This window comes from Microbispora sitophila (genome assembly GCF_014892245.1).
Lineage (GTDB): Bacteria > Actinomycetota > Actinomycetes > Streptosporangiales > Streptosporangiaceae > Microbispora > Microbispora siamensis.
On sequence record NZ_JADBGC010000002.1, the window covers coordinates 540,998 to 561,830 of the forward strand.

Consider the following 20,833-nt stretch of genomic DNA (forward strand, 5'->3'; position numbering starts at 1 on the left):
ACGAGGAGACGCCAGGCTCGCGATCCGTCCCCGGCGTGTGACCCGGCGAACGGGGCACCCGCACCGGTCGGTAGGCTTACAGCTCTACCGGTTGTAGTACAAGGAGATCCTCCTCCCGTGTCCGCCAAGCGCCTGTCCGCCAACCGCGTGTCCGCCAAGCGCCTGACCGCGCTCGCCGCCGCGGCGGTGGCCGCGACGGCCCTCGCTGGCTGCGCGGGCGGCCAGGCGGCCCAGCCCCGCTCCGGCGACACGCGGTTCGTCGCGGGGGACGGCCGCGTCGAGTTCTTCGCCGCCGCGCAGCGTCACAAGGCGCCCGTGATCGAGGGGAAGACCCTCGACGGCGGCACCGCCACGCTGACCGCGGGCAAGGTCCACGTGCTGAACTTCTGGGCCTCCTGGTGCGCGCCCTGCCGGGCGGAGGCGCCCACGCTCAAGGACATCGCGGCGACCACCAAGTCCAAGGGCGTGGAGTTCCTCGGCGTCAACTTCAAGGACCTTGAGGCGTCCGCGCAGGCGTACGACCGGGCGGTCAAGCCCGGCTACCCGAGCATCTACGACCAGAGCGGCAAGGTGCTGCTGCAGTTCCAGGGCACGGTGCCGCCCGCCGCCATCCCCTCCACGCTGATCATCGACTCTCAGGGCCGCATCGCCGCCCGCGCGCTCGGCGCGGTCAAGTACGACGACCTGCTCTCGGCCGTCACCAAGGTGACCGATGAGTGACCTCGGCAGCACCGTCGCGACCGGGTCGCTGCTGCTTGCCGCGCCGATCGCCGCGGCCGCCGGGCTCGTGTCGTTCGTCTCGCCGTGCGTGCTGCCGCTGGTCCCCGGCTACCTGTCGTACGTCACGGGCATGAGCGGCGACCCCAAGCGAGGCCGGATGGTGCTCGGCAGCGCGCTCTTCGTGCTCGGGTTCGCGGCCGTGTTCGTGCTGGGGGGCGCGCTGTTCGGCGGCCTCGGCGCGGCGCTGCACGGCAACGCCGATGTGATCACCAAGGTTCTCGGGGTGGTGACGATCGTCCTCGGGCTGGCCTTCGTGGGGATCGTCCCCGGCCTCCAGCGTGACCTGCGCATCCACCGGCTTCCCGCGGCCGGGATCGCGACGGCCCCGCTGCTCGGGGTCGTCTTCGGCCTCGGCTGGACGCCGTGCATCGGCCCGACGCTGGCGGTGGTGATGACGCTCTCGGTGAATCAGGGCAGCGCGCTGCGCGGCGCCGCCCTCGCCTTCGCGTACGCGCTGGGCCTCGGCCTGCCGTTCGTGCTGGCGGGGCTGGCCTATCGCAAGGCGCTCCACACGTTCAAGGCGGTGCGCCGCCACACCCCGCTGATCACCAAGGTCGGCGGTGCGATGCTCGTGGCCGTCGGCGTGCTGCTCGTGACCGGGCAGTGGTCGGAGATCATCGTCCACCTGCAGGTGTGGGTCGGCGGCTTCAGGCCGGTGATCTGATGAGCGCCCCCGACGATCTCGCCTCCGCCGTACGGGACGAGCCCGCGGCCGAGGCGCAGGCGCAGGAGCGGACGAAGCCCGTCGGCCTGGGCCCGATCGGCTGGACGCGCTGGGCCTGGCGCACGCTCACCTCGATGCGCACGGCCCTGATCCTGCTGTTCCTGTTCGCGCTCGGCTCGGTCCCCGGATCCATCTACCCGCAGCGGAGCGTCGATCCGGGCAGGGTCGCACAGTATTTCAAGGACAACCCGACCCAGGCGAAGTGGCTCGACCGGTTCTGGCTGTTCGACGTCTTCAGCTCGCCCTGGTTCGCCGCGATCTACCTGCTGCTGTTCATCTCGCTCGCCGGCTGCGTGTTCCCGCGCGCGCTGGCACATCTCAAGGAGATCCGGCGCCGCCCGCCCGCCGCGCCGCGCAACCTCCTGCGCCTGCCGCACAGCGAGGCGTTCGAGGGCGGTCTCACCCTGGAGCAGGCCGCCGCCGCGCTCAGGCGCAGACGGTTCCGGGTGGTCACCGGCGACGGCTGGGTGGCGGCCGAGAAGGGCTACCTCCGCGAGACCGGCAACCTCCTGTTCCACGTCGCGCTGCTCGTGCTGCTGTTCGCCGTCGGCGCCGGAGGCCTGTTCGGCTACCGCGGCAACGTGCTGGTGGTGGAGGGCGACGGCTTCTCCAACGCCGTGGCGGCCTACGACCGCTTCATGCCCGGCAGCCGGGTCACCGCCGAGTCGCTGGAGCCGTTCTCCTTCACGCTGAAGGACTTCCAGGCCAGCTACGTCGCCGCGGGGGAGAAGCAGGGCCAGCCGCTCGACTACCTCGCCAAGCTGACCGTGCAGGACTCGCCGACGGCCCCGCCGCGCGAGGTGGACCTCAAGGTCAACGACCCCCTGGACGTGAACGGCACGCTCACCTACCTGATCGGGCACGGCTACGCCCCCACGTTCCGGGTGACCGACGGCAAGGGCCAGGTGGCCTACGACGGCCCGGTGCCCTGCCTGGCCGACGACCAGGCCACGTACACGTCCGAGTGCGTGATCAAGGTGCCGGACGCCCAGCCCACCCAGCTCGGGTTCCTGGCGCGCTTCCTGCCCACGACCGTGCCGAACGGCGACGCCTGGGTGTCCGTCTTCCCGGGCGCCGCGAACCCGACCGTGCAGATCTTCCCGTTCGCCGGCGATCTCGGCCTGAAGTCGGGGCAGCCGCAGTCGGTGTATCAGCTCGACACCACCAGCCTGAAGCCGCTCGGCAAGATGTCGGCCCAGCCGACCCCGCTCAACGTGGGCGAGACCAAGGAGCTCGCCGACGGCGCCGGGAAGATCCAGTTCACCGGCGTCAAGGAGTGGATCAGCCTTCAGATCACCTACGACCCGGGCCGGGAGCCCGCCCTGCTGGCGGCGGCAGCCGCGGTGATCGGGCTCGTGCTGTCCCTCACGGTCCGCCGCCGCCGCCTCTGGGTGCGGGTGAAGGACGGGACGGTCACGGTGGGAGGATTGACCCGCACCGAAGGCGGCGGCGCGGCCTTCGCCGAGGAGTTCGCCCAGATCGTCACCGCCCTGCGCGGCGACGCGCCCGCCGGCGAGCCGGACGGCGGCGACCCGGACGGCGATCAGGGCGGCGAGCCGGGCGAGCCCGGGAGCGCCGGGCACGTCGCGCCGGACGCGTCCACCGGAAACGCTGCGCCGGGCGCCCGCCCGGACGAGGAGTGAGTGATGCCCGCCGAGGTCAACGAGAGTCTCGCCACGCTGAGCGACCAGCTCATCCTGGTCACCGTCCTGCTGTATCTCGCCGCGATGATCTGCTACGCGCTGGATCTCGCCTTCGGCCGGGCCCGCACGGTCGTGGCCGTACGCCGGCGGGAGCTGGTCGGCGCGGGCGGTCCCGCGCCGCTCGATGACACGACCGGGGGCACGGCGGAGGATTCAGGCCCGCAGCCGGCCGCGTGGGCGGTCCGGGCGGGAACCGTCGGCGTGGTCCTCACCTGGATCGCGTGGGCCGGCAACCTCGCCGGCATCCTCACCCGCGGCATCGCCGTCGACCGGTGGCCGTGGGCCAACATGTACGAGTTCGTGGTGGCCATCTGCTTCGCCGCCGTCACCGCGTTCCTCGCGCTGCTGATCCGCCAGCCGATCCGCTATCTCGGTGCGTTCGTCACCGTGACCGCGGCGCTCGGCCTGGGCTTCGCCGTGCTGTTCCTGCACGTCCAGGCGGGCCCGGTCATGCCCGCGCTGCACTCCTACTGGATCGCGATCCACGTCACGGCGGCGATCGTGGCCAGCGGGCTGTTCATCGTGGCGGGCGTCTGCGCGATCCTCTACCTGATCCGCAAGGACGGGCGGCCGTCGGTGCTGCCGAGCAGGGAGGGCCTGGAGCGCGTCGCGCACCGCGCGATCGTCATCTCCTTCCCGATCTGGACCTTCGCCGTCATCGCCGGCGCTCTGTGGGCCGACCGGGCGTGGGGCCGCTACTGGGGCTGGGACCCCAAGGAGGTGTGGGCGTTCGTCACGTGGGTGGTCTACGCCGCCTATCTCCACGCCCGGGCGACGGCCGGGTGGCGCGGCAAGGCCGCGATGATCATTTCGCTGGTCGCCTTCGGCTGCCTGCTGTTCAACCTCATCGGCGTCAACATCTTCTTCTCGGGGCTGCACTCCTACGCCGACGTGCCGAAGTGACGGGCGGCGCCCGGGGGAGGGCGGCGCCTGGGGATCGTCGCGACGCCGATGGGCGGCGTCCGGGGATGGGGCGTCTGGGGATGGGCGGCGTCTGAGGGCGGGAATCAGTCCTCGTCGCGCAGGCGCCGCTCCAGGCTGCGCAGGAACTCGGGGTCGTCGTCGGGGCCGCGGGGCGCGTCGCCGCTCTGGACCCACCGGTCGCCGCCCGCCGCGTACATGGCGTGCCGGGCGCGGGGGCGACCCACGAGGAGCCAGGTCAGTGCGCCCACGTCCGCCAGGAAGATCACGATGAGGACCCACATGAACTTGGGGAGGTTGCGCACGTCCTCCTCGGGGGTGGTGATCACGTCGAACAGGCAGTAAAGCCAGAGGGCAAGCAGCGCCAGGCCGATAATCACGCTAGGCATGCCCACACGGTAAGCCATGCCGGCGACTGATCGTGTCGGCCTTCGGGGTGACGGGGACAGCCGGGCATCGTACGGTGGACCGGTACACGGCATGCCGGGAACGCGGAGCCTGACAGAGGGGTGCGATGGCGGAGCCGGGCGACAGGGGCCGCCACCGGCGGGGGTCGCGGTGGTGGCAGCGAGGGCCCTACTGGTCCTCCCACCGCCGTACGGACCTCCCCGAACGCCCTCCCGATCGTGCCACCGGCCGTGTCTCCGACCGGGCCGCCGCCGACCGTACGGCGGAGCGCACCCAGGACCGGCCCGCGGAACGGCCGCAGAGCCGCAGGGCTCAGTGGGACGCCCAGAGGGATGCGCAGTGGGATGCGCAGTGGGATGCGCCGTGGGGGTCCGACTGGCCGGGTTGGCCGCCGGAGCAGCCGGAGCAGCCGGTGGACCGGGTCCACACCGTGACCGCGCCCGTGGTGGACGACCGGCCGCAGTACACCTGGCAGGACTTCGAGCTCGACGACCTGCCGACGCGGGCCGCGCCCCACCCTCCCGACGCGCCCGACCTGCGGGACGGCAGGCGGCACTGCGGGCCGCTGGAGAGCATCCTGTACCGCGAGTGGGACGCCGCGGAAGGGCCTCCCTCCGCCGACGCCGTACGGGCCGTGGACAGCCTGGCGCGTCTGCCCGAGCAGCTCAAGACCAAGCTCGCCATCGGGCTCGAGGGCATCTACGTCGGGCGCGGCGGGGTGCCCGACCTGGACGACATGGGCTACCTGCGCGGCGCGCCGCTGCCGTCGGGACGGGCCACCTGGGACATCTGCGCCGGCGCGTACGGCGACCGCAAGATCGTGGTGGGGGACCGGCCGTCGCCCACGCCCGACGTGATGATGCACGAAGTCGGGCATGCGCTGGACGACGTGGACGCCGGTCCGGGAGAGTGGGTGTCGGACTCCCCGGAGTTCGCGGCGCTCTACGAGGAGTGCCTGCCGCTGTTCGCGTCGTCGTTCCACCGGCAGTCCGGCGGCCTGGGGCGCAAGGAGTTCTTCGCCGACGCGTTCGCGGCGATCGCGTCCCGGCAGCGTCCGGCCCTGGTCGACATGCTGGGCGGGGACACGCGGGCCGCCCTCAACGTCATGCTCTTCTTCAACAGGCGTTACGGAATCTAGGTGATTCGGATGTACGTGATCCGGCTCGGCGACGGGACGCTGCGCGTGCCCAGGTCACTCACCACCGATGACGGGCGCCTCATCGGCAACGCTTACGTCGAGGTCGCGCCGGGAGAGCCGGACTACGAACGCTGGCTGGCCGAGTCGATCACCGAGGAGGAGGACGCCGAACGGCGGCGCCGCTGGCGCGAGGGCGACGACGCGCTCGAGCAGGCGTTCCTGGCCTTCAAGGCGGAGCAGGACTGACGTTCCCGGCAAGGGAGCAGGACAGGCCGGGGACGCAGATTCGACGTGAGGCTGACTCCGGTGACCCTGCGGCGTCCGGGTAGCGCGCAGGATCACCCGGTGCTGGTACTGCGTCAGACTCGCGGGGAGTCGCCGTTCGGCCGTTCGGCCGTGAGGACGTCCTCACCGCGAAGGAGGGCGTGCACTTCCGATTCACGGAACCGCCTGTGCCCCCCGGGGGTACGGATGCTGCTGATGCGCCCGGCCGCGGCCCAACGGGTCACGGTCTTCGGGTCGACCCTGAAGAGAGCGGCAACCTCTCCAGGAGTCAGCAGTCGCTCGCTGCTACTCTCCACAATCTCTCCCCCTCGCGTCCCGCGTCCTGCAGCGGGCGGACAGGTAACCAGTGTGCCGAGCGAAGCCTGATTTATCCGTGGTTTTCGCAGAAGATCACGGGTTGTTACCGGCTCAGTGCCCGATTGTTATATGATAGAGCCTCTTTGGGGCGCTCATGGGTGTTTCTTTACAAAAGCGCCTTGTTGTGAACACTAGCAGTGCCCGCAGCAGATGCGAAGAGAGACCGGCGCGTCGGGAGAGTGACGTAACCTCGACGCTGTGCATCCGGTTGTCGTTTACACCCTTTCGCGCCTCGGCCTGTTCGCCGTGGCCCTCGGCGTCCTGTATCTCGTCGGCCTGCGGTCGTTCCCGTTGCTCCTGCTCGCGGTCCTGGTCAGCGGCCTGGCCAGCTACGTACTGCTGACCAAACAGCGCGACGCGGTGAGCGAGCGCATCGCCGGGAAACGGCGGGAGGCGGGGAAGAACTAGGTCGTCGGGAACATGCCGACGCGGGCATGGTACTCATGCCCGAGCTCCGTCGTGTCGCTTCCCACCAAAAGACCTGTCTTTACGGTCAGGAAGGCCTTTACCCCGATTCCCCTTTCCCGCGTGGGGTTCCAGCGCAGCGCCCTGCCCGTGACCGGGTCGATCGCCCCGATCCCAGGCCGGCGGACCGCTCCGGGACCGGCCGTGTCGGCGCCCCTCGGGTTGTCCAGCCAGCGCTGGTGTCCGCCCACGTAGACGGCGGACCCCGTGACCGCGACCGCGTACAGGGAGTCCCCTCCGGTCAGGTTCACCCAGGTCGGACGGACCGCCTCGCCCTTCGCGTACGTCTCGAACCTGGCGGCCGAGTCGCACAGCTTGGACGTGCGCGGCGCCGGCCCGCCCGTCGTGACGACCACGAAATAACGCCCGTCGGGGGACAGATCGAGCCCCCGCACGTACGACGGGAAGTCCGGCTTGCACGCCGGGGCGTACGCCTCGGTGCCCCACTCGGCCACCCGCCCGGTCGTCAGGTCGATCACGCCGAGCTGCGGACGGCGCAGGCCGTCGAGCGTGGTGAACGAGCCGTCCACGACTAAGCGGTCGCGGACGGCCGCCATCGCGTAGATCCGCGGATCGCCGCGGCGCCCGTCGCCGGGGGTGACGGTGAACCGGGGGTCCACCGCGCCGGTCTCGGCGTCCACCCGGGCCAGCGCGGTGCGCGGGCTGCGGCCGATCCTGCTGAAGTCGCCGCCGACGTAGAGCGCGCCGCCCAGCCGTACGAGGCTGGTGACCTCCCCGCCGTAGACGGGGGCGGAGAAACCGTCGACGGGAGCGCCGTCGGACACGCGGAGGCGGACCAGGCCCCGGGAGGGGGCACCGAACGCGCCGCCCACGAAGACCGTGCCGCCGGGACCGGCGGCCAGCGCGGCCACCGGCCCGTCGAGGTCCGGCGCGAAGTCGGGCAGGACCCGCCCGGTGTAGAGGTCGAACGCGAAGACGTTCGCCCGCGGCAGGTCCTCCCCGCCCCGGGCCTCGCGGACCGCGCTGAACTCGCCGCCCACGACGACGGTGCGGCCGACCAGCGCGAACGCGGTGACGATGCCGTCCAGCACGTGCGGAGTGGTGTTCACCGGGTTCTCCGAGACCACGCGGGGCTGCGGCACCCCGGCGGACGCCGGGACGGCGGGGAGGACGGCGGCGCATGTGACGAGCGATGCGACTGGGAGCAGTGCGGTGGTGACGCGCATTCCCCAATTTCTAGCAGACGCAGCGTAATCGATGAACTACGTTCCGCTCATCCGGTGGCGGTGGTGAGGGGGCACGCCCGTCGCCGCCTAGGCTTGCGTGCATGACGCGCGCATCGCTGGACAAGCAGCCGCACGAGGTCGCCGCGATGTTCGATCGCACGGCCCGGCGCTACGACCTGGTCAACGACGTCCTCTCGCTCGGCCAGGACCGCCTGTGGCGGAAGGCCACCGCGGCGGCGATCGACGCCGGGCCCGGCGAGCTGGTCCTCGACCTCGCCGCGGGCACCGGCACCTCGACCGACGCGTTCACCGCGCTCGGGGCGCGGGCGATCGCGTGCGACTTCTCGCTCGGCATGCTCCGCACGGGCGTCGAGCGGCGCGGCGGCTCCGGCCTGTACGGCGGGGGCGTGCGCGGGGTGACGTTCGTCGCGGGCGACGCGCTGCGCCTGCCGTTCCGCGATGGGACGTTCGACGCGGTGACGATCTCCTTCGGCCTGCGCAACGTGGCCGACACCGTGCAGGCGCTGGGCGAGATGCTGCGGGTGACCCGACCGGGCGGGAGGCTGGTGATCTGCGAGTTCTCCCGGCCGACGCCCAAGTCGTTCGACCTCGTCTACTCGCAGTACCTGATGAAGCTGCTGCCGCCGGTGGCCCGGATGGTCAGCTCGAATCCCGACTCCTACGAGTACCTCGCCGAGTCGATCCGGGCCTGGCCCGACCAGGAGGCGCTGGCGGGAATCATTCAAGAGGCCGGCTGGCGGAAGGTGGCCTGGCGCAACCTCACGCTCGGCATCGTGGCCCTGCATCGGGCGGTCAAAGCGTGATGAGGCGTGCTTGGCCATACCCCTCTGACACTGTGCGCCGGATAGGGGTTAGACTGCGGCGCGACAGTTTGTGAAGTTGTTCACAAAGGCACGAAGGTCTAAACCAATTCGAGGCCTTCCTTCCCTGGAACGGATAGGTCCCCCGTGAGCGAGCAAGCCCGCGTGACGCGGAGAGATGTCGACGCCGACGTCATCGTCGTCGGTGCGGGTCCCGCGGGTGCGACGACGGCCTTTCATCTCGCCCGCGCCGGTCTCGACGTGCTGCTGCTGGAGAAGACGCGCTTCCCGCGTGAGAAGGTCTGCGGTGACGGGCTGACCCCGCGGGCGGTGAAGGAACTCGTCGCCATGGGCGTCGACATCGACGCGCCCGGCTGGATCAGGAACAAGGGGCTGCGCGTCTACGGCGGCGGCGTGCGGCTCGAACTCGACTGGCCCGAGCTGTCGAGCTACCCCGACTTCGGCCTCGTGCGCACCCGCGCCGACTTCGACCAGATCCTCGCCAGGCACGCCGAGCGCGCGGGCGTGCGGTTGCGCGAGGGCGTGAACGTTACAGGCCCGGTGCTCGACGAGCGTAGCGGCCACGTCGTGGGCGTGACGGCCAAGGCGGACGGCGAGGAGGTGTCCTACCGCTCGCGGCTCGTGGTGGCGGCCGACGGCAACTCGACCCGGCTGTCGATCGCGATGGGCCTGCACAAGCGCGAGGACCGCCCGATGGGCGTGGCGGTGCGCACCTACTACAAGAGCCCCCGTCATGACGACGACTACCTGGAGACGTGGCTCGAACTGTGGGACGGCGACCGGCTGCTCCCCGGATACGGCTGGATCTTCCCCGTCGGCGACGGCACCTCCAACGTCGGCCTCGGCCTGCTGAACACCAGCGAGGCGTTCAAGAACATCGACTACCGCGACCTGCTGCGGCGCTGGATGAAGAACACGCCGGCGGAGTGGGGCTTCACCGACGAGAACATGACGGGCCCGATCAGGGGCGCCGCGCTGCCGATGGGCTTCAACCGGCAGCCGCACTACACCCGCGGGCTGGTTGTCGTGGGCGACGCGGGCGGGTCGATCAACCCGTTCAACGGCGAGGGCATCGCGTACGCCATGGAGACCGGCCGGACCGCGGCCGAGGTGGTCGTCCAGGCGCTGTCCCGGCCGACGCCCGCCCAGCGTGAGCGCGTGTTACTCGCCTACCCGCGTATCCTCAAAGACGCCCATGGGGGATACTTCACCCTCGGCCGCCTGTTCGTCGAGGCGATCGGGAGGCCGGGAGTGATGAGCTTCGCCACCCGGCACGGGATGCCCCATCCCACCCTGATGAGATTCGCCTTCAAGCTGCTCGCTAATCTCACAGACCGGCGGGGCGACGCCTCCGACCGCATAATCAACGCCCTGTCCAAGGTGGCTCCGCCATCATGACCGAAGCCAGCATGACTGAAGCCCGCATGACCGAGACGACGCGCACATCGCCGCCGGCCCCGCAGGTGGCCGCCCGGCCGGCCGCGCTCTCCGGCATTCTCGTGATCGCCCAAATTCACCGAGTAAGCGAGGACATGTAGCCATGGAGCTGTATGTGCCGATCGTGGTGCTCGCGGTCCTCGCGGCGGGATTCGCCGTGTTCTCCGTGAGCATCGCGCCCTTCACCGGGCCGAAGCGCTGGAACCGCGCGAAACTGGACGCCTACGAGTGCGGCATCGAGCCCACTCCGCAGCCGGTCGGCGGCGGCCGCTTCCCGCTGAAGTACATGATCACCGCGATGCTGTTCATCGTGTTCGACATCGAGATCATCTTCCTCTATCCGTGGGCGGTGGCCTTCGACAAACTCGGCGTGTTCGGGCTCGTCGAGATGGTGCTGTTCATCGTCACCGTTCTCGTGGCGTACGCCTATGTGTGGCGGCGTCGCGGCCTCGATTGGGATTAGCCATGGGTCTTGAAGAGAAACTCCCGAGCGGGTTCGTCCTCACCACCGTCGAGCAGGTGGCCGGCTGGGCCCGGAAGAACTCCGTCTGGCCTGCGACCTTCGGTCTCGCGTGCTGCGCCATCGAACTGATGGCCACCGGCGGCCCGAAGCACGACCTGGCCCGCTTCGGCATGGAGCGCGCCTCCGCGTCCCCGCGCCAGGCCGACCTGATGATCGTGGCCGGTCGCCTGTCGCAGAAGATGGCGCCCGTCCTCCGCCAGATCTACGACCAGATGGCCGAGCCCAAGTGGGTCATCGCGATGGGCGTGTGCGCGTCCAGCGGCGGCATGTTCAACAACTACGCCATCGTGCAGGGCGTGGACCACGTGGTGCCGGTCGACATCTACCTGCCCGGCTGCCCGCCGCGCCCGGAGATGCTGATCGACGCCATCGTGAAGCTGCACGACAAGATTCAGAACATGAAGTTCGGCGCGCACCGCGAGAAGCAGATCGAGGAGCTGGAGCTCCAGGCGCTGCGTACGCTGCCGCTGATCGACCAGGGGGCCGGGAAGTGACCACCGAGAACCTGCCCGGGCTGCCCGAGGAGCCCGTCGCCCGCAAGGGCATGTTCGGCGTCAAGGACAGCGGCGACACCTCCGGCTACAACCGCCTGGTCGTCCGCCGCCCGCCGAAGCTGTCCAGTAGCCGGCCGTACGGGTCGTACTTCGACGAGGTGGCCGACGCGCTGGAGCCGGCGTTCGCCGACGCGATCGAGCGCGTGGTCGTCGACCGCGGCGAGATCACCTTCCACGTGCGGCGCGAACGGCTGCCCGAGGTGATGCAGCACCTGCGCGACGACGCCGCGCTGCGGTTCGAGCTGTCGCTCGGCGTCTCGGGCGTCCACTACCCCGAGGAGACCGGCGCGGAGCTGCACGCCGTCTACCACCTGTGCTCCATCACGCACAACCGGCGCATCCGGGTGGAGGTCTCCTGCCCCGACGCCGACCCGCACATCCCCTCCACGGTTCAGGTCTACCCCACGCACGACTGGCATGAGCGCGAGACGTACGACTTCTTCGGGATCGTCTTCGACGGCCACCCGGCGCTGACCCGGATCGAGATGCCGGACGACTGGGAGGGGCACCCGCAGCGCAAGGACTATCCGCTCGGCGGAATCCCGGTCGAGTACCGCGGTGCCGAGGTCCCCGCGCCGGACCGGAGGAGGTCGTACTCGTGAGCATCCGCGGCGACCTGCACGAGTGGACGAGGGCAGCGAGGAGAGCGTCGTGAGCACCACCGAGACCGAGGGCCGGATCTACGACGTCGCCGGTCAGGACTGGGACGAGCTGGTCAAGACCGTCAGCGAGTCGGCCGACGAGCGCCTGGTCATCAACATGGGGCCGCAGCACCCGTCGACCCACGGCGTGCTCCGGCTCGTGCTGACCCTCGACGGCGAGACCGTGACCGAGGCCCGCACGGTGATCGGCTACCTGCACACCGGCATCGAGAAGAACATGGAGTTTCGGACGTGGACCCAGGGGGTCACGTTCGTCACCCGCATGGACTATCTCGCGCCGATCTTCAACGAGACCGCCTACTGCATGGGCGTCGAGAAGCTCCTCGGGATCACCGACAGGATCCCGGACCGGGCGCAGGCCATCCGGGTCCTGACGATGGAGCTCACCCGGATCTCCTCGCACCTGGTCGCGATCGCGACGTTCGGCTTGGAGCTGGGCGCGACGACGCCGATGCTGTTCGGCTTCCGCGAGCGCGAGATGGTGCTCGACCTGATGGAGTACATCACCGGCCTGCGGATGAACATGGCGTACGTCCGGCCGGGCGGCGTCAGCGTCGACCTGCCGGCCGGCGCGGTCGACAAGATCGGTGAGTTCCTCAAGATCATGCCGGGGCGGATCAAGGAGATGCGCAAGCTCCTCGACGCGAACCCGGTCTACACCCGGCGCACCAAGGACGTGGCCTACCTCGACCTGACCGGCTGTATGGCGCTGGGCGTCACCGGGCCCATGCTGCGCGCCGCCGGCCTGCCGTGGGACCTGCGCAAGTCGCAGCCCTACTGCGGCTACGAGACGTACGAGTTCGAGGTGCCGACGCAGAACACCTGCGACGTGTACGGCCGCTACCTCGTCCGTATGGCCGAGATGGAGGAGTCCCTCAAGATCATCGAGCAGGCGCTCGACCGGCTGTCCGGCCCGCTCAAGGGCGGCCCGGTGATGATCGAGGACAAGAAGATCGGCTGGCCGTCGCAGCTCGCGCTCGGTCCCGACGGCCTCGGCAACTCGCCCGACCACATCGCCCACATCATGGGCAGCTCCATGGAGGCCCTGATCCACCACTTCAAGCTGGTGACCGAGGGCTTCCGGGTGCCGGCCGGCCAGGCGTACGCCTCGGTCGAGTCGCCCCGCGGCGAGCTCGGCGCGCACGTGGTCAGCGACGGCGGCACCCGGCCCTACCGGGTCCACTTCCGTGACCCGTCGTTCACGAACCTGCAGGCGGTGCCCGCGACGTGCGAGGGCGGCATGGTCGCCGACGTCATCTCCGCGGTCGCCTCGATCGACCCGGTCATGGGAGGTGTGGACCGATGAGCTACGCGCCCGAGGTCCGCGAGCGTCTGGAGACGGACGCCAAGGAGATCATCGGCCGTTACCCCCGGCCGCGTTCGGCGCTGCTGCCGCTGCTGCACCTGGTGCAGTCGGAGGACGGCTACGTCTCCGACGACGGGCAGGAGTTCTGCGCCGAGATGCTGGGCCTGTCCAAGGCCGAGGTCGTGGGCGTCGCGACCTTCTACACCATGTACAAGCGCAAGCCGGCCGGCGAGTACAACGTCGGCGTCTGCATCAACACGCTGTGCGCGGTCATGGGCGGCGACGAGATCTGGGAAGAGCTCAGCGAGCACGTGGGCGTCGGCCACGACGAGACCACGGCGGACGGCAAGATCACGCTGGAGCGGCTGGAGTGCAACGCCGCCTGCGACTTCGCGCCGGTCATGATGGTCAACTGGGAGTTCTTCGACAACCAGACGCCGGAGTCGGCCAAGCAGCTCGTCGACGACCTGCGTGCGGGCAAGGAGGTCGCGCCCACGCGCGGCCCGAGCCGGCTGTGCACGTTCAAGGAGGCGTCCCGGGTCCTCGCCGGGCTGCCCGACGGCCAGGCCGGTGACGGCCCGTCGGCCGCAGGCCCGTCGCTGGAGGGCCTGAAGGTCGCCAAGGCCAACGGCTGGGAGGCCCCCAAGGCCGAGGGGAGCGCGGAATGACCACGCGGAGCGAACCCGACGCAGTGAGCGGAGCGGTCCGCGAGGTACGAGCGGCCCGCGTAGCGAACGAGGAGCGGTGAGCGACCAATGACAACGCTGACGCCTGTTCTCACCAGGAACTGGGACCGGGCCGACTCGTTCACCCTCGACGGGTACGGCGAGTACGCGGCCGCGAAGAAGGCCCTGGGCATGGAGCCCGACGCCGTCATCCAGGCGGTGAAGGACTCCGGACTGCGCGGCCGTGGCGGCGCGGGCTTCCCGACCGGCATGAAGTGGGGCTTCATCCCGCAGGGCGACGGCAAGGCCCACTACCTCGTGGTCAACGCCGACGAGTCGGAGCCGGGGACCTGCAAGGACATCCCGCTCATGATGGCCAACCCGCACGCGCTGGTCGAGGGCGTGATCATCGCGTCCTACGCCATCCGGGCCAACCACGCCTTCATCTACATCCGCGGCGAGGTGCTCCACGTCATCCGCCGGGTGCAGGCCGCGGTCCGCGAGGCGTACGAGAAGGGCTACCTCGGGACGGACATCTTCGGGTCGGGCTACGACCTCGAACTCGTCGTGCACAGCGGCGCCGGGGCGTACATCTGCGGCGAGGAGACCGCGCTGCTCGACTCGCTCGAGGGCTACCGCGGCCAGCCCCGGCTCAAGCCGCCGTTCCCGGCGGTCGCCGGCCTGTACGCGTGCCCGACCGTGATCAACAACGTCGAGTCGATCGCGAGCGTGCCGAGCATCGTGGCCAACGGCGCCGACTGGTTCGCCGGGATGGGCACCGAGAAGTCCAAGGGCTTCGGCATCTTCTCCCTGTCGGGCCACGTGACCCGGCCGGGCCAGTACGAGGCCCCCCTGGGCATCACGCTGCGCGAACTGCTCGACATGGCGGGCGGTATCCGCGAGGGCCACGAGCTGAAGTTCTGGACGCCGGGGGGCTCCTCGACGCCGATCTTCACGGCCGAGCACCTCGACGTGCCGCTCGACTTCGAGTCGGTCGGGGCCAAGGGCTCGATGCTGGGCACCCGCGCCCTGCAGATCTTCGACGAGACGACCTGCGTGGTCCGGGCCGTCCTGCGCTGGACGGAGTTCTACGCGCACGAGTCCTGCGGCAAGTGCACCCCGTGCCGCGAGGGCACCTACTGGCTCAAGCAGGTGCTCAAGCGGCTGGAGAAGGGCCAGGGCTCCGAGGAGGACCTGGCCACGATCACCGACATCGCCGACAACATCCTCGGCCGCTCGTTCTGCGCCCTCGGTGACGGTGCCACGAGCCCGATCCACTCGTCGGTGAAGCAGTTCCGCGACGAATACCTCAAGCACTTCGAGATCGGCGGCTGCCCGTTCGATCCCGCCGCTTCCACGGTGTGGGGGTCCAAGTGACAGTTCAGACGACGCAGCCGGAGCAGCCGGTCGTGGACATGGTCACCCTGACCATAGACGGCTTCCAGATCAGCGTCCCGAAGGGCACGCTGATCATCCGGGCCGCGGAGCTGCTGGGGATCCAGATCCCCCGGTTCTGCGACCACCCGCTGCTCTCGCCGGCGGCCAACTGCCGCCAGTGCCTGGTCGACATCCCCGACGCGGGCAACGGCCGCGGCTTCCCCAAGCCGCAGCCGTCCTGCGCGATCGAGGTCGCCGAGGGCATGGTGGTCAAGACGCAGCTCACCTCGCCGGTGGCCGAGAAGGCCCAGCGCGGCGTGATGGAGATGCTGCTGCTCAACCACCCGCTCGACTGCCCGGTCTGCGACAAGGGCGGCGAGTGCCCCCTGCAGAACCAGGCCATGTCGAACGGCCAGGGCGAGAGCCGGTTCGTCGAGCAGAAGCGGACGTTCGAGAAGCCCGTCCCGCTGTCGAGCGAGGTGCTGCTCGACCGCGAGCGCTGCATCCAGTGCGCGCGCTGCATCCGGTTCTCCGAGCAGATCGCCGGTGACCCGCTCATCGACTTCTTCGAGCGCGGGGCCAAGGAGCAGGTGGGCGTCGCCGACGGCGAGCCGTTCCAGTCCTACTTCTCGGGCAACACCATCCAGATCTGCCCGGTGGGCGCGCTGACCGGGGCGGCCTACCGGTTCCGCTCCCGCCCGTTCGACCTGGTCTCCACGCCGAGCGCGTGCGAGCACTGCGCGTCGGGCTGCTCGCTGCGCACCGACCACCGCCGCGGCAAGGTCACCCGCCGCCTGGCCGGGGACGACCCGCAGGTCAACGAGGAGTGGAACTGCGACAAGGGCCGCTGGGCCTTCACCTACGCCACCCAGCCCGACCGCCTGCGGTCGCCGCTGGTGCGTGACGAGAGCGGCAAGCTCGTCCCGACCTCCTGGCCGGACGCGCTGGCCGTCGCCGCCGAGGGCCTGCTGCGGGCCCGCGGCAAGGCCGGCGTGCTGGTCGGCGGGCGGCTCACGGTCGAGGACGCCTACGCGTACAGCAAGTTCGCCAGGATCGCCCTCGGCACCAACGACATCGACTTCCGGGCCCGCCCGCACTCGGAGGAGGAGACGCGCTTCCTCGTCCACGCCGTGGCCGGCAAGGGCATCGAGGTCTCCTACGCCGACCTGGAGACGGCCCCGGCCGTGCTCCTGGTCGGGTTCGAGCCCGAGGAGGAGTCGCCGATCGTCTTCCTGCGCCTGCGCAAGGCGGCGCGCAAGCGGGGCCTGAAGGTCTACTCGCTCGCGCCGTTCGCCACGCCGGGCCTGGCCAAGATGAAGGGCACGCTGATCCGCACGCTGCCCGGCGCCGAGGCCGAGGCGCTCGGCGACCTCGTCACCGGTGACGTGCTGCCCGCGGGTGCGATCATCCTCGCCGGCGAGCGGCTCGCCACCGCCCCCGGCGCCCTGTCCGCGCTCGTACGGCTCACGCAGGCCACCGGCGCCCGGCTCGCCTGGGTGCCGCGCCGGGCCGGCGAGCGCGGCGCGCTGGAGGCGGGCGCCCTGCCGGGCCTGCTGCCGATCGGCCGCCCGGCCGCCGACGAGACCGCCCGCGCGGAGGTCGCCCGGGTGTGGGGCGTCGCCTCGCTGCCCGAGGCGCCCGGCCGCGACACGGCCGGCATCATCGAGGCCGCGCTGAACGACGAGGTAGACGCGCTGGTCGTGGCGGGTGTGGACCCCTACGACCTGCCCGACCCGGCCAGGGCCCTGGCGGCGCTGGAGAACACGCCGTTCATCGTCAGCCTGGAGATCCGCGCCAGCGCCGTCACCGACCGGGCCGACGTGGTCCTGCCGGTCGCCGCGGTGGCCGAGAAGTCCGGCACGTTCGTCGACTGGGAGGGCAGGGGCCGCTCGTTCGGCGTGGCGACGGCCGTCCCCGGCCTGATGAGCGACCTGCGCGCCATCGCCTCGATCGCCGACCAGATGGACGTCCACCTCGGCCTGCCCGACCCCGCCGCCGCCCGGCGCGAGATGGCCGCGCTCGGCGCCTGGAAGGGCACCCGCCCGGCCGCGCCCGCGGTCACCGGTCGCCCGGTCGGGGAGCCGCAGGCGGGCGAGGCCGTGCTGGCGACCTGGCACCTGCTCCTCGACGACGGCCGGATGCAGGACGGCGAGCCCTACCTGGCGGGGACCGCCCGCACGGTGGCGGCGCTGCTGTCGGAGGCGACGGCCGCCGAGATCGGCGCGGTCGACGGCGGCAAGATCACCATCGGTGACGACGTGGTCGTGCCGGTGCGCGTCGCGGACCTGCCCGACCGTGTCGTGTGGGTGCCGTCCAACTCCGCCGGCCTGTCGGTCACGCGCGACCTGCGCGCGGTCGCCGGAGACGTCGTAAAGATCGGGAGCGTCTCGTGAACAACCCCGGACCCACGCTGAGCGACTTCGGCCACGATCCCCTGTGGATCAGCATCATCAAGGCCGTCGCGATCTTCGTGTTCCTGATGCTGGGCGTGCTGTTCGGCGTATGGACCGAGCGCAAGCTCATCTCGCGCATGCAGCACCGCTACGGCCCCAACCGCGCAGGTAAGTTCGGCCTGCTGCAGTCGGTGGCCGACGGCCTGAAGATGGGCCTGAAGGAAGACATCATGCCACGCACCGTGGACAAGGTGATCTACTTCCTGGCTCCGGTCATCATCGCCGTCCCGGCCTTCCTGGCCTTCTCCGTCGTGCCGTTCGGGCCGATGGTGTGGATGTTCGGCCACAAGACGCCGCTGCAGCTCACCGACCTGCCGGTCGCGGTCCTGCTGGTCCTGGCCACCGCCTCGATCGGCGTCTACGGCGTCGTGCTCGCCGGGTGGGGCTCGCGCTCGCCGTACGCGATCCTCGGCGGCCTACGCTCCAGCGCCCAGGTCGTGTCGTACGAGATCGCGATGGGCCTGTCGTTCGTCGCGGTGTTCCTCCAGGCGGGCACGCTGTCCACCTCGGAGATCGTGGCGAAGCAGGCGAGCGGCGGCACCTGGGACATCGGCGGGCTGTCCATCCCGACGCCGTCCTGGTACGTGGTCTCGCTGCTGCCGTCCTTCCTGATCTACGCGATCACGATGCTGGGCGAGACCAACCGCGTGCCCTTCGACCTCCCCGAGGGCGAGGGCGAGCTGGTCGGCGGCTTCCACACTGAGTACTCCTCCTCGCTGAAGTTCGCGATGTTCATGCTCGCCGAATACGTGAACGTCTTCACGGTCTCGGCGATGGCGATCACGCTGTTCTTCGGCGGCTGGCGGGCCCCGTGGCCGATCTCCCTGTGGGACGGCGCGAACTCCGGCTGGTGGCCCATGCTGTGGTTCTTCCTCAAGCTGGTCATCGCGTTCGGCTTCTTCGTCTGGGTCCGCGCCTCGCTGCCGCGTGTCCGGTACGACCAGCTGATGGCCTTCGGGTGGAAGGTGCTGATCCCGCTCAACCTGGGCTGGATCCTGCTGGCCGCCACGTTCAAGGCGCTGCGCCTGCCCGACGCCGACCGGGCGATCATCCTGACCATCGGCGCGGTCGTCATCATCGGCGCCTTCGCGATCTGGCTGCGGTTCGACACGGTCAACCAGCGCCGCAGGGAGGCCAAGGCGGCCGCGATCGAGGAGGAGTTCGAGCAGCTGAGCGAGGAGCCGACCGCGGGCGGGTTCCCGGTGCCGCCGCTCGACGCCCCGCACTACCACGGAGTCGTGCCCGCCGCGCGCCTCAATTCCGACGCCGCCAAGGAGGTGACCAGTGGGAGCAACTGATTGGCTGAACCCGATCAAGGGATTCGGCGTCACCTTCCACCACATGTTCAAAAAGCCGGTGACCGTCAACTATCCCGAGGAGAAGCGGCCCACCGCGCCGCGCTTCCACGGACGGCACCAGCTGAACCGGTGGCCCGACGGCCTGGAGAAGTGCGTCGGCTGCGAGCTGTGCGCCTGGGCCTGTCCGGCCGACGCCATCTACGTCGAGGGCGGCGACAACACCGACGAGGAGCGTTTCTCGCCGGGTGAGCGGTACGGCCGCGTTTACCAGATCAACTACCTGCGCTGCATCCTCTGCGGGCTCTGCATCGAGGCGTGCCCCACCCGGGCGCTCACGATGACCAACGAGTACGAGCTCGCCGACTCCAGCCGCGAGTCGTTGATCTACACCAAGGAGATGCTCCTCGCGCCGCTCGGACCGGGCATGGAGCAGCCGCCCCACCCGATGCGCCTCGGCGAGACCGAAGAGGACTACTACCGGTTGGGTCGAAGCAATGGGTGAGTCCATCACGTTCTGGGTGCTCGCGGTCGTCTCGGTGATCGCCGCGCTCGGACTCGTCTTCAGCCGCAGGGCCGTCTACTCGGCCCTCATGCTCGGCGTCGTCATGCTCTCGCTGGCGGTGCTGTACGCGGTCCAGGACGCTCCGTTCCTGGCGGCGGTGCAGATCATCGTCTACACCGGCGCGGTCATGATGCTGTTCCTGTTCGTGCTCATGCTCGTGGGCGTGGACTCGTCCGACTCCCTCGTGGAGACGATCAGGGGCCAGCGGTTCTGGGCCATCGTGGGCGGGCTCGGCTTCGCCGTCCTGCTCGCCGCCGGAATCGGCAACGCGGTCGTCGGCTCGGCCAAGGGCCTGGCCGCGGCGACGCAGGCGGGCAACGTGCCCTCCCTGGCCGAGCTGATCTTCACGCGCCATGTGTTCGCCTTCGAGGTCACCTCGGCGCTGCTGATCACCGCCGCGCTCGGCGCGATGGTGCTCGCGCACCGGGAGCGCACCGAGGCCAAGCCGACGCAGAAGGACCTGTCCCGGCAGCGCTTCGTCGCCTTCGGCAAGACGGGCAAGAACCCGGCGCCGCTGCCCGGCCCCGGCACCTACGCCCGGCACAACGCCATCGACATGCCGGCGCTGCTGCCCGACGGGTCGGTCTCGCCGCTGTCGGTCAACCGGTACATCGCCCGGTACGAGGAGTCCCAGGGCATCCTGCCCCCGGAGGTCGCCCGCGTGCTGGAGCAGGAGGAGGCCGCGCAGCGCGCGAACGGGCACAGCACGCCCACCGTGGCCGAGGAGGTCAGGGACGGCGGCCCCGACACCGAGCCCATGGATGAAGAGGGTGTCGTGGCCGGCCGGGTCGTCCGCCCGCGCGGTGAGTCCCTGAGCGAGGAGGACGGCAAGTGACCACGCACTACCTGGTGCTCTCCGCGCTGCTGTTCGCCATCGGCGGCGTCGGCGTGCTCGTACGGCGCAACGCCATTGTCGTGTTCATGTGCGTCGAGCTCATGCTCAACGCCTGCAACCTGGCGTTCGTCACCTTCGCCCGGCAGAACGGCAACCTCGACGGCCAGCTCATCGCGTTCTTCGTGATGATCGTGGCCGCCGCCGAGGTGGTCATCGGCCTGGCCATCATCGTGACGATCTTCCGAACCCGCAGGTCCGCGTCGGTCGACGACGTCAGCCTGCTGAAGTACTAAGAGGTGGCCGTGGAACCCGCTGAGATCATCCAGCACTCCGGCGGAGCGATCGGAGCAG

The 20,833-nt window shown here is 70.4% G+C and carries 24 protein-coding genes; 21 read left to right on the plus strand and 3 right to left on the minus strand.

Going from position 1 to position 20,833, the window contains the following annotated elements:
- Window positions 1–117: 117 nt before the first annotated feature.
- The 4 genes from IL992_RS05775 to ccsB are packed head-to-tail and all read left to right on the plus strand — an operon-like array spanning window position 118 to window position 4,110.
- Window positions 118–720, plus strand: a complete 603-nt coding sequence (locus IL992_RS05775; RefSeq protein ID WP_319018369.1) for a TlpA family protein disulfide reductase — start codon at window positions 118–120, stop codon at window positions 718–720.
- Entirely contained in the window at window positions 713–1,444 is a 732-nt protein-coding gene (locus IL992_RS05780; RefSeq protein ID WP_193202217.1) for a cytochrome c biogenesis CcdA family protein, read from the plus strand. The genes IL992_RS05775 and IL992_RS05780 overlap by 8 nt, the downstream gene beginning before the upstream one ends.
- Entirely contained in the window at window positions 1,444–3,147 is a 1,704-nt protein-coding gene (gene resB / locus IL992_RS05785) for a cytochrome c biogenesis protein ResB (protein WP_193202218.1), read from the plus strand. Before IL992_RS05780 ends, resB begins: the two co-directional genes overlap by 1 nt.
- Before the next feature lie 3 nt (window positions 3,148–3,150).
- A complete protein-coding gene (gene ccsB, locus IL992_RS05790; protein WP_193202219.1) occupies window positions 3,151–4,110 on the plus strand; it encodes a c-type cytochrome biogenesis protein CcsB in 960 nt (319 codons plus the stop codon).
- 104 nt (window positions 4,111–4,214) lie between these two features.
- Here ccsB and IL992_RS05795 read toward each other — a convergent pair whose 3' ends face one another.
- Window positions 4,215–4,517: a PLD nuclease N-terminal domain-containing protein gene (locus IL992_RS05795; protein WP_193202220.1), complete on the minus strand. Its 303-nt coding sequence runs from the start codon at window positions 4,515–4,517 to the stop codon at window positions 4,215–4,217.
- A 125-nt stretch (window positions 4,518–4,642) separates the two neighbouring features.
- Here IL992_RS05795 and IL992_RS05800 point away from each other — a divergent pair, with 125 nt between their 5' ends.
- Both IL992_RS05800 and IL992_RS05805 read left to right on the plus strand, forming a co-directional pair.
- On the plus strand, window positions 4,643–5,674 hold the full coding sequence (locus tag IL992_RS05800) for a hypothetical protein (RefSeq protein ID WP_226872326.1): 1,032 nt from the start codon (window positions 4,643–4,645) through the stop codon (window positions 5,672–5,674).
- Window positions 5,675–5,683: 9 nt separating this feature from the next.
- On the plus strand, window positions 5,684–5,920 hold the full coding sequence (locus tag IL992_RS05805; RefSeq protein ID WP_030506849.1) for a hypothetical protein: 237 nt from the start codon (window positions 5,684–5,686) through the stop codon (window positions 5,918–5,920).
- A gap of 113 nt (window positions 5,921–6,033) precedes the next feature.
- On the opposite strand, the gene IL992_RS05810 is transcribed toward IL992_RS05805, so the two are convergent.
- Entirely contained in the window at window positions 6,034–6,255 is a 222-nt protein-coding gene (locus IL992_RS05810; protein ID WP_079315524.1) for a BldC family transcriptional regulator, read from the minus strand.
- 259 nt (window positions 6,256–6,514) lie between these two features.
- On the opposite strand from IL992_RS05810, the gene IL992_RS05815 reads away from it, so the two are divergent.
- Window positions 6,515–6,724, plus strand: a complete 210-nt coding sequence (locus IL992_RS05815; protein WP_079315523.1) for a DUF4229 domain-containing protein — start codon at window positions 6,515–6,517, stop codon at window positions 6,722–6,724.
- On the opposite strand, the gene IL992_RS05820 is transcribed toward IL992_RS05815, so the two are convergent.
- Complete coding sequence (locus IL992_RS05820; protein ID WP_193202221.1) at window positions 6,721–7,968, minus strand: hypothetical protein; 1,248 nt, start codon at window positions 7,966–7,968, stop codon at window positions 6,721–6,723. The two genes, IL992_RS05815 and IL992_RS05820, sit on opposite strands and share 4 nt — an antisense overlap.
- 101 nt (window positions 7,969–8,069) lie before the next feature.
- Between IL992_RS05820 and IL992_RS05825 the strand changes: the two genes are divergently transcribed.
- From IL992_RS05825 to nuoK, 14 genes are all read left to right on the plus strand, one after another.
- Complete coding sequence (locus IL992_RS05825) at window positions 8,070–8,792, plus strand: demethylmenaquinone methyltransferase (RefSeq protein WP_193202222.1); 723 nt, start codon at window positions 8,070–8,072, stop codon at window positions 8,790–8,792.
- Window positions 8,793–8,954: 162 nt separating this feature from the next.
- Window positions 8,955–10,208 carry a geranylgeranyl reductase family protein gene (locus IL992_RS05830; protein WP_319018370.1) on the plus strand — a complete coding sequence of 418 codons (1,254 nt, stop codon included), beginning with the start codon at window positions 8,955–8,957 and terminating at the stop codon, window positions 10,206–10,208.
- A complete protein-coding gene (locus tag IL992_RS05835) occupies window positions 10,205–10,348 on the plus strand; it encodes a hypothetical protein (RefSeq protein WP_179155203.1) in 144 nt (47 codons plus the stop codon). The genes IL992_RS05830 and IL992_RS05835 overlap by 4 nt, the downstream gene beginning before the upstream one ends.
- Before the next feature lie 2 nt (window positions 10,349–10,350).
- A complete protein-coding gene (locus tag IL992_RS05840; RefSeq protein ID WP_079315519.1) occupies window positions 10,351–10,710 on the plus strand; it encodes an NADH-quinone oxidoreductase subunit A in 360 nt (119 codons plus the stop codon).
- A gap of 2 nt (window positions 10,711–10,712) precedes the next feature.
- Window positions 10,713–11,264 carry a NuoB/complex I 20 kDa subunit family protein gene (locus tag IL992_RS05845; protein WP_079315518.1) on the plus strand — a complete coding sequence of 184 codons (552 nt, stop codon included), beginning with the start codon at window positions 10,713–10,715 and terminating at the stop codon, window positions 11,262–11,264.
- On the plus strand, window positions 11,261–11,926 hold the full coding sequence (locus IL992_RS05850) for an NADH-quinone oxidoreductase subunit C (RefSeq protein WP_193202224.1): 666 nt from the start codon (window positions 11,261–11,263) through the stop codon (window positions 11,924–11,926). The genes IL992_RS05845 and IL992_RS05850 overlap by 4 nt, the downstream gene beginning before the upstream one ends.
- Before the next feature lie 49 nt (window positions 11,927–11,975).
- Window positions 11,976–13,292: an NADH-quinone oxidoreductase subunit D gene (locus IL992_RS05855; RefSeq protein WP_193202225.1), complete on the plus strand. Its 1,317-nt coding sequence runs from the start codon at window positions 11,976–11,978 to the stop codon at window positions 13,290–13,292.
- Window positions 13,289–13,960: an NADH-quinone oxidoreductase subunit NuoE gene (gene nuoE / locus IL992_RS05860; protein WP_193202226.1), complete on the plus strand. Its 672-nt coding sequence runs from the start codon at window positions 13,289–13,291 to the stop codon at window positions 13,958–13,960. Before IL992_RS05855 ends, nuoE begins: the two co-directional genes overlap by 4 nt.
- An 87-nt stretch (window positions 13,961–14,047) precedes the next feature.
- On the plus strand, window positions 14,048–15,334 hold the full coding sequence (gene nuoF, locus IL992_RS05865) for an NADH-quinone oxidoreductase subunit NuoF (protein ID WP_193202227.1): 1,287 nt from the start codon (window positions 14,048–14,050) through the stop codon (window positions 15,332–15,334).
- Window positions 15,331–17,727 carry an NADH-quinone oxidoreductase subunit G gene (locus tag IL992_RS05870; RefSeq protein WP_193202228.1) on the plus strand — a complete coding sequence of 799 codons (2,397 nt, stop codon included), beginning with the start codon at window positions 15,331–15,333 and terminating at the stop codon, window positions 17,725–17,727. The genes nuoF and IL992_RS05870 overlap by 4 nt, the downstream gene beginning before the upstream one ends.
- Complete coding sequence (gene nuoH / locus IL992_RS05875; protein WP_193202229.1) at window positions 17,724–19,085, plus strand: NADH-quinone oxidoreductase subunit NuoH; 1,362 nt, start codon at window positions 17,724–17,726, stop codon at window positions 19,083–19,085. The genes IL992_RS05870 and nuoH overlap by 4 nt, the downstream gene beginning before the upstream one ends.
- Complete coding sequence (gene nuoI, locus IL992_RS05880; protein ID WP_139574090.1) at window positions 19,072–19,587, plus strand: NADH-quinone oxidoreductase subunit NuoI; 516 nt, start codon at window positions 19,072–19,074, stop codon at window positions 19,585–19,587. The genes nuoH and nuoI overlap by 14 nt, the downstream gene beginning before the upstream one ends.
- On the plus strand, window positions 19,580–20,482 hold the full coding sequence (locus IL992_RS05885; protein ID WP_193202230.1) for an NADH-quinone oxidoreductase subunit J: 903 nt from the start codon (window positions 19,580–19,582) through the stop codon (window positions 20,480–20,482). Before nuoI ends, IL992_RS05885 begins: the two co-directional genes overlap by 8 nt.
- Entirely contained in the window at window positions 20,479–20,775 is a 297-nt protein-coding gene (gene nuoK / locus IL992_RS05890) for an NADH-quinone oxidoreductase subunit NuoK (protein ID WP_030506864.1), read from the plus strand. Before IL992_RS05885 ends, nuoK begins: the two co-directional genes overlap by 4 nt.
- Window positions 20,776–20,833: the final 58 nt, after the last annotated feature.

Excerpts from the sequence above, each read along its gene's own strand:
- IL992_RS05780 (WP_193202217.1), top strand. The coding sequence starts at position 713 with ATGAGTGACCTCGGCAGCACCGTCGCGACCGGGTCGCTGCTGCTTGCC.
- resB (WP_193202218.1), top strand. The coding sequence starts at position 1,444 with ATGAGCGCCCCCGACGATCTCGCCTCCGCCGTACGGGACGAGCCCGCG.
- ccsB (WP_193202219.1), top strand. The coding sequence starts at position 3,151 with ATGCCCGCCGAGGTCAACGAGAGTCTCGCCACGCTGAGCGACCAGCTC.
- IL992_RS05795 (WP_193202220.1), bottom strand. The coding sequence starts at position 4,517 with ATGCCTAGCGTGATTATCGGCCTGGCGCTGCTTGCCCTCTGGCTTTAC.
- IL992_RS05800 (WP_226872326.1), top strand. The coding sequence starts at position 4,643 with ATGGCGGAGCCGGGCGACAGGGGCCGCCACCGGCGGGGGTCGCGGTGG.
- IL992_RS05805 (WP_030506849.1), top strand. The coding sequence starts at position 5,684 with ATGTACGTGATCCGGCTCGGCGACGGGACGCTGCGCGTGCCCAGGTCA.
- IL992_RS05820 (WP_193202221.1), bottom strand. The coding sequence starts at position 7,968 with ATGCGCGTCACCACCGCACTGCTCCCAGTCGCATCGCTCGTCACATGC.
- IL992_RS05825 (WP_193202222.1), top strand. The coding sequence starts at position 8,070 with ATGACGCGCGCATCGCTGGACAAGCAGCCGCACGAGGTCGCCGCGATG.
- IL992_RS05835 (WP_179155203.1), top strand. The coding sequence starts at position 10,205 with ATGACCGAAGCCAGCATGACTGAAGCCCGCATGACCGAGACGACGCGC.
- IL992_RS05840 (WP_079315519.1), top strand. The coding sequence starts at position 10,351 with ATGGAGCTGTATGTGCCGATCGTGGTGCTCGCGGTCCTCGCGGCGGGA.
- IL992_RS05845 (WP_079315518.1), top strand. The coding sequence starts at position 10,713 with ATGGGTCTTGAAGAGAAACTCCCGAGCGGGTTCGTCCTCACCACCGTC.
- nuoE (WP_193202226.1), top strand. The coding sequence starts at position 13,289 with ATGAGCTACGCGCCCGAGGTCCGCGAGCGTCTGGAGACGGACGCCAAG.
- nuoF (WP_193202227.1), top strand. The coding sequence starts at position 14,048 with ATGACAACGCTGACGCCTGTTCTCACCAGGAACTGGGACCGGGCCGAC.
- IL992_RS05885 (WP_193202230.1), top strand. The coding sequence starts at position 19,580 with ATGGGTGAGTCCATCACGTTCTGGGTGCTCGCGGTCGTCTCGGTGATC.